This window comes from Microcystis sp. M44BS1 (genome assembly GCF_020244875.1).
Lineage (GTDB): Bacteria > Cyanobacteriota > Cyanobacteriia > Cyanobacteriales > Microcystaceae > Microcystis > Microcystis panniformis.
On record NZ_JADBVM010000261.1, the window covers coordinates 1 to 6,367 of the forward strand.

Annotated in this window: 6 protein-coding genes and 1 pseudogene; 4 read left to right on the forward strand and 3 right to left on the reverse strand. The window is 39.5% G+C overall.

From position 1 onward, the window contains the following. Positions 1 to 124, reverse strand: a pseudogene (locus IM515_RS25995) (Uma2 family endonuclease); the annotation flags it as partial. A 191-nt stretch (positions 125 to 315) separates the two neighbouring features. Here IM515_RS25995 and IM515_RS20160 point away from each other — a divergent pair. Further along, positions 316 to 1,911, forward strand: a complete 1,596-nt coding sequence (locus tag IM515_RS20160; protein ID WP_287627289.1) for an Hsp70 family protein — start codon at positions 316 to 318, stop codon at positions 1,909 to 1,911. Positions 1,912 to 1,994: 83 nt separating this feature from the next. On the opposite strand, the gene IM515_RS20165 is transcribed toward IM515_RS20160, so the two are convergent. Further along, entirely contained in the window at positions 1,995 to 2,126 is a 132-nt protein-coding gene (locus IM515_RS20165; protein WP_002768233.1) for a hypothetical protein, read from the reverse strand. 207 nt (positions 2,127 to 2,333) lie between these two features. Next, entirely contained in the window at positions 2,334 to 3,587 is a 1,254-nt protein-coding gene (locus tag IM515_RS20170; RefSeq protein WP_287627288.1) for a competence/damage-inducible protein A, read from the reverse strand. 381 nt (positions 3,588 to 3,968) lie between these two features. On the opposite strand from IM515_RS20170, the gene IM515_RS20175 reads away from it, so the two are divergent. From IM515_RS20175 to IM515_RS20185, 3 genes are all read left to right on the forward strand, one after another. Then, positions 3,969 to 5,525, forward strand: coding sequence for an AAA-like domain-containing protein (locus tag IM515_RS20175; RefSeq protein ID WP_287627286.1), 1,557 nt, complete (start codon positions 3,969 to 3,971; stop codon positions 5,523 to 5,525). Positions 5,526 to 5,636: 111 nt separating this feature from the next. Continuing rightward, positions 5,637 to 5,909: an AbrB/MazE/SpoVT family DNA-binding domain-containing protein gene (locus IM515_RS20180; protein ID WP_002790479.1), complete on the forward strand. Its 273-nt coding sequence runs from the start codon at positions 5,637 to 5,639 to the stop codon at positions 5,907 to 5,909. Beyond that, positions 5,902 to 6,183, forward strand: coding sequence for a PIN domain-containing protein (locus IM515_RS20185; protein ID WP_002790478.1), 282 nt, complete (start codon positions 5,902 to 5,904; stop codon positions 6,181 to 6,183). The genes IM515_RS20180 and IM515_RS20185 overlap by 8 nt, the downstream gene beginning before the upstream one ends. Positions 6,184 to 6,367: the final 184 nt, after the last annotated feature.

Consider the following 6,367-nt stretch of genomic DNA (forward strand, 5'->3'; position numbering starts at 1 on the left):
GTTCTAATTTTAAGTCACGGTTGACCACAGCAAGGGCTTCAAACTGTTCAAGGGTGATAGAGAGAGCGATCGCCGTAGGAATTTCTAAGGAGAGGGTTTCGGGTGAGGTAGTAACTGCTAACATAGTCCTTTGATCAGGTGGAACTCATATATACTATTAAAGATTATTTGTCAAGTTTCTGCACAGAATTCTTTAGCTTGCGCTGAACAAATTCCCGATTTTTTGGGGAAACTTCCACCTCGATCGGGCGGTTTCACTAAATAACAGGTTACAATAGCCAATAATTAACTAAATTTACCTAAAAACTATCGATCGTGTTCTACGCTATTGATTTCGGAACCAGTAATACCGTCATTACTCGTTGGAATGGGGCGACAAATAGGGCCGAAACCGTGAAATTATCGGAGTTATCCCAACAAATAGCCGACAATCCCCCCCTAATTCCCAGTTTACTCTATATTAAATCAGCCAATCCTCTGCAAGTAATTGCTGGTCAAGCAGTGCGCGATCGGGGTTTAGATATCGATCGAGACCCGCGTTTTTTTCGTCGCTTTAAACGAGGTATCGGGGCAAAAATTCAAGGATTTTTACCGGAATTAGAGGAAACTGTCCTCAGTTTCGAGGGGGTTGGTCAATGGTTTCTTGATAGCATCATCGACAACTTAAAAAACACCACCCCGGAAACCCCCCAATCTCTAGTTTTAACCGTCCCCGTCGATAGTTTTGAAAGTTACCGCAATTGGTTAAGTAATGTTTGTCAGGGGTGGGAAATCGAACAAATTCGACTAATTGATGAACCCACTGCCGCCGCTTTGGGTTATGGAACCACGGGTGATCAAGTGATTTTAGTGGTAGATTTTGGCGGTGGCACCCTCGATCTTTCTTTGGTACAATTAGATTTAGATAATCCTCAAAAAAATCAAGGTTTTATTCTCAAGTGGGGAGAAAAACTTTTAGGCAATAATTCCGCTCAAAAAACTAAACTAGCGAGGGTTTTAGCCAAGGCGGGGATAAATTTAGGGGGGTCAGATATCGACGATTGGATTGTCGATTATTTTGCCCAAAAGCAATCTTTAGCGAAAACTTCCCTGACTACTCGTCTAGCAGAAAGATTAAAAATTAAACTTTCTTCCCAATTAACCGCCGAGGAGGTATATTTTGATCAGGAAAATTTCGAGAGTTACGAGTTAAGTTTAGATCGAGAACAATTGACCGATATTCTCCAACAACAAAACTTTTTTAATCAATTAGATGATTTAATGACGGGAGTTTTGCAACAGGGAAGACGCAATGGAATTGAAGTTAGCGACATCGATGCGGTGTTATTAGTTGGGGGAACTGTACAAATTCCGGCGGTAAAAGATTGGGTGCGACAGTATTTTGATAGTAGTAAAATTAAAGAGGATCGACCCTTTGAAGCGATCGCTTTAGGAGCGTTACAATTAGCCCAAGGTTATCAAGTCAAAGATTTTCTCTATCATAGCTATGGCATTCGTTACTGGAATCGTCGCAAAAATGCCCACGCTTGGCATCCAATTATTAACTCTGGACAACCCTATCCCATGGAAAAACCCGTGGAATTAGTCCTAGGTGCTTCTGTGGACAATCAGCCTAGCATTGAGTTAATTATCGGCGAATTAGGCACAGAAAGTGGAGCAATGGAGGTTTATTTTGATGGTGATAAATTAATTACTCGTTCCCTGAGTAATGGAGAAACTAGCGTCCAACCCTTAAATGATCGCGAGGGAGCAAGATCCATCGCTAAACTCGCTCCTTTAGGTTTCCGGGGTAAAGATCGCATTAAAGTGCAGTTCTGGATTGATGATCAGTGTTTTCTGCGGATTAATGTGGAAGATTTACTCAGTCAAGAATTGTTACTAAATAATCAAATAGTCACCAAATTAAGCTAGACTTGGCTTCACCTAAAAATCAAGTGCAGACTCATGGTAAGTTTGCACTGATATTATCGCAATATTCTGTTTTACTGGTGGCTTTATCGACTGTGATCGCGCACGGGGATCGGGATTAGTTCGGGTTCGGGTTCGGGTTCCGGACCAAAAACACTGTCGATCAGTTTGCGCGCCCATTCTCTCAATTTTTCTATCACTTCATCTAAATAGTCCATTGACCAAATGGCTCCTTTGAGATACTAGCTATGAGTTTTCGTCGATTGATCCCCGCAACAGCCACGCAAAAGCTTGATTCTAGAGAATTTTAACTAATTTTTATCGTTTGGCTGTTCAATCTGACGAACGGGGGAATCTATATCTTGTACTTATATTAAGCTTAACATAACTTTTTAGTCTGAGTATATATTCTTGGCAATTCTTTTTTAAGACATTATTAATAAATTCCGGCGTAGGCGATCGAGGGCGGTATAGGCACTAATCTGGCGAATGGTCAAGCGATCTCGATTTTCTCCGAAACGATGCCCTGATACGGTAACATTTCCGTCAGGACTGGCTAAACCGATATAAACTAGGCCCACGGGTTTTGTCTCACTGCCTCCTCCTGGTCCAGCAATACCCGTGATACTGATCCCCCAATCCGTAGCGAGGCGTTTTTGCACTCCTAGGGCCATCTGTTGGGCAACAATGGCACTGACAGCCCCGACATTATTTAAATCCCGCTCATTTACGTCTAAGAGGGCAACTTTTACCCGATTATCGTAGGAAATAACCCCACCCCAAAAATAATCGGAACTGCCGGCGATTTGGGTGATAATTTCCCCTAATCCTCCTCCAGTACAGGATTCTGCCACACTCAAAGTTTGTTTTTGCCGCCGCAACAGTTCCCCCACCACCGCGGGTAAAGTATCATCATCAGCCCCAAAATAATCTAATCCAGCGATTTCCTTAATTTCCGTCGCTACCGGTTCAATTACCTGCAAAGCAGCCTGTAAAGAAGGGGCTTTCGTCGCAATTCGCAAACGCACTTCGCCTAAACCAGCATAGGGAGCAACGGTGGGATTAGTCAGAGCGAATAAATGGGCCACTTTTTCCGCTAAAGCTGACTCACCAATACCGCGAAATTTGAGAGAACGACTATAAATCCTCTCTTTGCCCCATCCTTGACTTTCTAGGTAAGGAATCGCCGTTTCTACCCACATTCTCTTCATTTCTGAGGGTACTCCGGGGAAAGTAAGAATAGTCACGTTAGTCTGTGGTTGCCAGATCATGCCGGGGGCGGTTCCGGTCGGATTTGGCAAAAAATCGGCTCCCACGGGTATTAAAGCCTGTTTACTGTTACTAGGAGGCATTTCTCGCCCTAAACTCGTAAATTTAGCCTCGATTTCTGCTAAAATCTCCTGATCTTCTCTGAGGGGGGTTTGAAAAAAATCGGCGATTGTTTCTGTGGTTAAATCGTCGGGAGTAGGTCCCAGTCCCCCGGTAAAAATTAAAATTGAAGAACGTTCTTGGGCAATTGCGATCGCTTTTTTCAGTCTTTCTACATTATCCCCCACCACCGTTTGATAATAATGGGGAATGCCTAATTTTGCCAATTCTAGGGCTAAATATTGGGCGTTAGTATTAACTATATCCCCTAATAATAATTCCGTTCCTACACAAATAATTTCAGCGGCCATAGTTTTTAACAATTAGCTTAAATTTTCAATTTTGATCATCAACTGATCTCCTGTCACCATCGTTCGATCGGGTTTCGGTAACGATGGTACTGGAAGTTAACCATACCAGTGCGCTCCAGTATTATACCGGTAAGCTATCAAGAATCAAAGTCTTGTATATTAAATGCCACTTTGTTGCTGAACAGCCCATATCTGATTACACGACAATAAAATCACTACCTATGAGCAAACGTAAAATCAGCGTATTATTCCCTTATATAACAATAATTGATCATAATCAAGCATAACAAAGTATTGCCGAGCATCACCTCTTCCTTGCTGCCATCACAAACCACACCAAAATCATCTAAAATTGAAATGTCCACTAAATAATAAAATGCTATGACTCGCTGGTTTAATATTGCCGGTCCCTGTAAAGACGATATCCACTATATGCTCTCTCCCACAGTGCGATTACCAGATTTAGAGGAGCTAATTCAACAGCATAGTTACTTTGTCCTACACGCACCACGACAAACAGGGAAAACCACCGCTATGTTATCCCTAGCAAAACAACTTACCGATACTGGAAATTATGCCGCAGTCATGGTATCAGTGGAAGTAGGAAGTGCATTTAATCATGATCCTAGTGCCGCAGAATTGGCAATTTTAGGGGCATGGTATAATACAATAAATATTCGTTTACCTAAAGAATTGCAACCACCTGTAAAAGAATGGCAAAAGGAAGAAGCAGGAAGCAGAATCAAGGCTTTTTTATCAGATTGGTCAAAAGCGATAAATCGTCCCATAGTATTATTTATAGATGAAATTGATTCTTTACAAGACCAAACATTAATTTCTATTTTACGACAGTTAAGAGATGGTTTTCCTAAACGTCCAGAAAATTTCCCGACCTCAGTAGGATTAATTGGTTTACGAGATGTGAGAGATTATAAAGTAGCATCTGGTGGTAGTGATAGATTAAATACATCTAGTCCTTTTAATATCAAAGTTGCTTCTCTGACTATGCGAAATTTTAATCTTGCCGAAGTGGGAGAATTATATCAACAACATACAGCAGCAACAGGACAAATTTTCACACTAGAAGCAATAGAAACAGCTTATGATTTAACCCAAGGACAACCTTGGTTAGTCAATGCTTTAGCTAAAGAAATTGTAGAAAAAATTGTAAAAGATAGAAGTATTGCTATTACCAAAGAACACATTTTACAAGCTAAGGAAATATTAATTGCTCGTCAGGATACTCATTTAGATAGTTTAGCAGAAAGGTTAAGAGAACCAAGAATTAAAGCCATTATTGAACCAATGTTAGCAGGTTTAGAATTAGGAAATATACCTAATGATGATATTCAATTTGTCATTGATTTAGGATTATGTAAAATGCACCCCTATGGAGGATTAACTATTGCTAATCCCATTTATAGGGAAGTTTTACCCAGGGTGTTAACTGTGACACCAATGGCTTCTTTACCAATGATTGCACCCACTTGGTTAACCCCAGAAGGTGAATTAAATCTAGCTGCTTTATTAACAGCATTTCTCAAATTTTGGCGACAACAGGTCGAACCATTATTAGGTAGTACGGGATATCATGAAATCGCTCCACATATAGTATTAATGGCTTTTTTACATCGTGTTATTAATGGTGGGGGAGTTTTAGAAAGGGAATATGCAATTGGTAGTGATAGAATGGATTTATGTTTGCAGTATAAAGATGTAATTTTAGGGATTGAATTAAAAGTATGGCGGAATAAAAAACGCGATCATCAAGCTGATGGGATCGAACAATTAGAGTCTTATTTAGGGCGTTTGGGTTTAGATTTTGGTTGGTTATTTATCTTTGATAGGCGGAAAAATGCCTTACCAATGGAAGAAAGGTTATCCACTGAGGTGGTAGTGACGGAAAATCAATATAGAATTACTGTGATTAGAGCTTGAGTCTTTCCAAAACTTACTGTTTGTGTTACATTTCATTAACGCACCCTACAGGATTAACTTTGAGAATTTTGCTAAACTAGAAATAGGTAGAAAACAAGGAAATATAAAGTTATGACAGTTGCTAATTCATCACTTTCTCAACAATACATACTTGATATTGAACCAGAAGGACGTTTAACTTTACCGCAAGAAATCCAACAAATTCTTAATTTAGAATCTGGAGATAGATTGATTTTAACTCTGGAAGATAATGGAACACTGCAATTAGTTAGTCTCAAAAATCAAGTTAAAAAATTAAGAGGTTTATTAAAAAATAAATCACCTGATAGAAATTTAGTAGATGAACTTATTCAAGAACGCAGACAGGAGTATTTAAGTGAATAAATCTGTGTTAGATGCTTCTGCCTTTTTAGCTTATCTTAGAGATGAACCAGGAGCAGAAATTGTAGAAAATGCCTTGATTAATGGCTGTTATATCAGTATTATTAATTGGGTAGAGGTATTATCGAAAATTGTTGACTTAGGAGAATCCCCAGAGGAAATTATTAAACGATTGAGAGATGAAGGATTATTACAAAATAGTCTAGAAATTATTGCTTGCAATGAGGAAGATGCTATAACTATAGCTAAATTTCGAGTTTTGGTAATGATTCGGTAGTAGTGCCGTAGCCCTCTTGCTTACCTGGTATGAATTGTGTATAATATTTATTAATAAAAATAATTGGAACCCGCTCAGTCTTTAAACCTCTAGCTTGCTCATGACTTTTCTGATAAATATCTTTTTCTGGCTCCTGTCTGGCTTACTCAAATATCAGTCTAGCACCGAACAAAATACCCCCCTA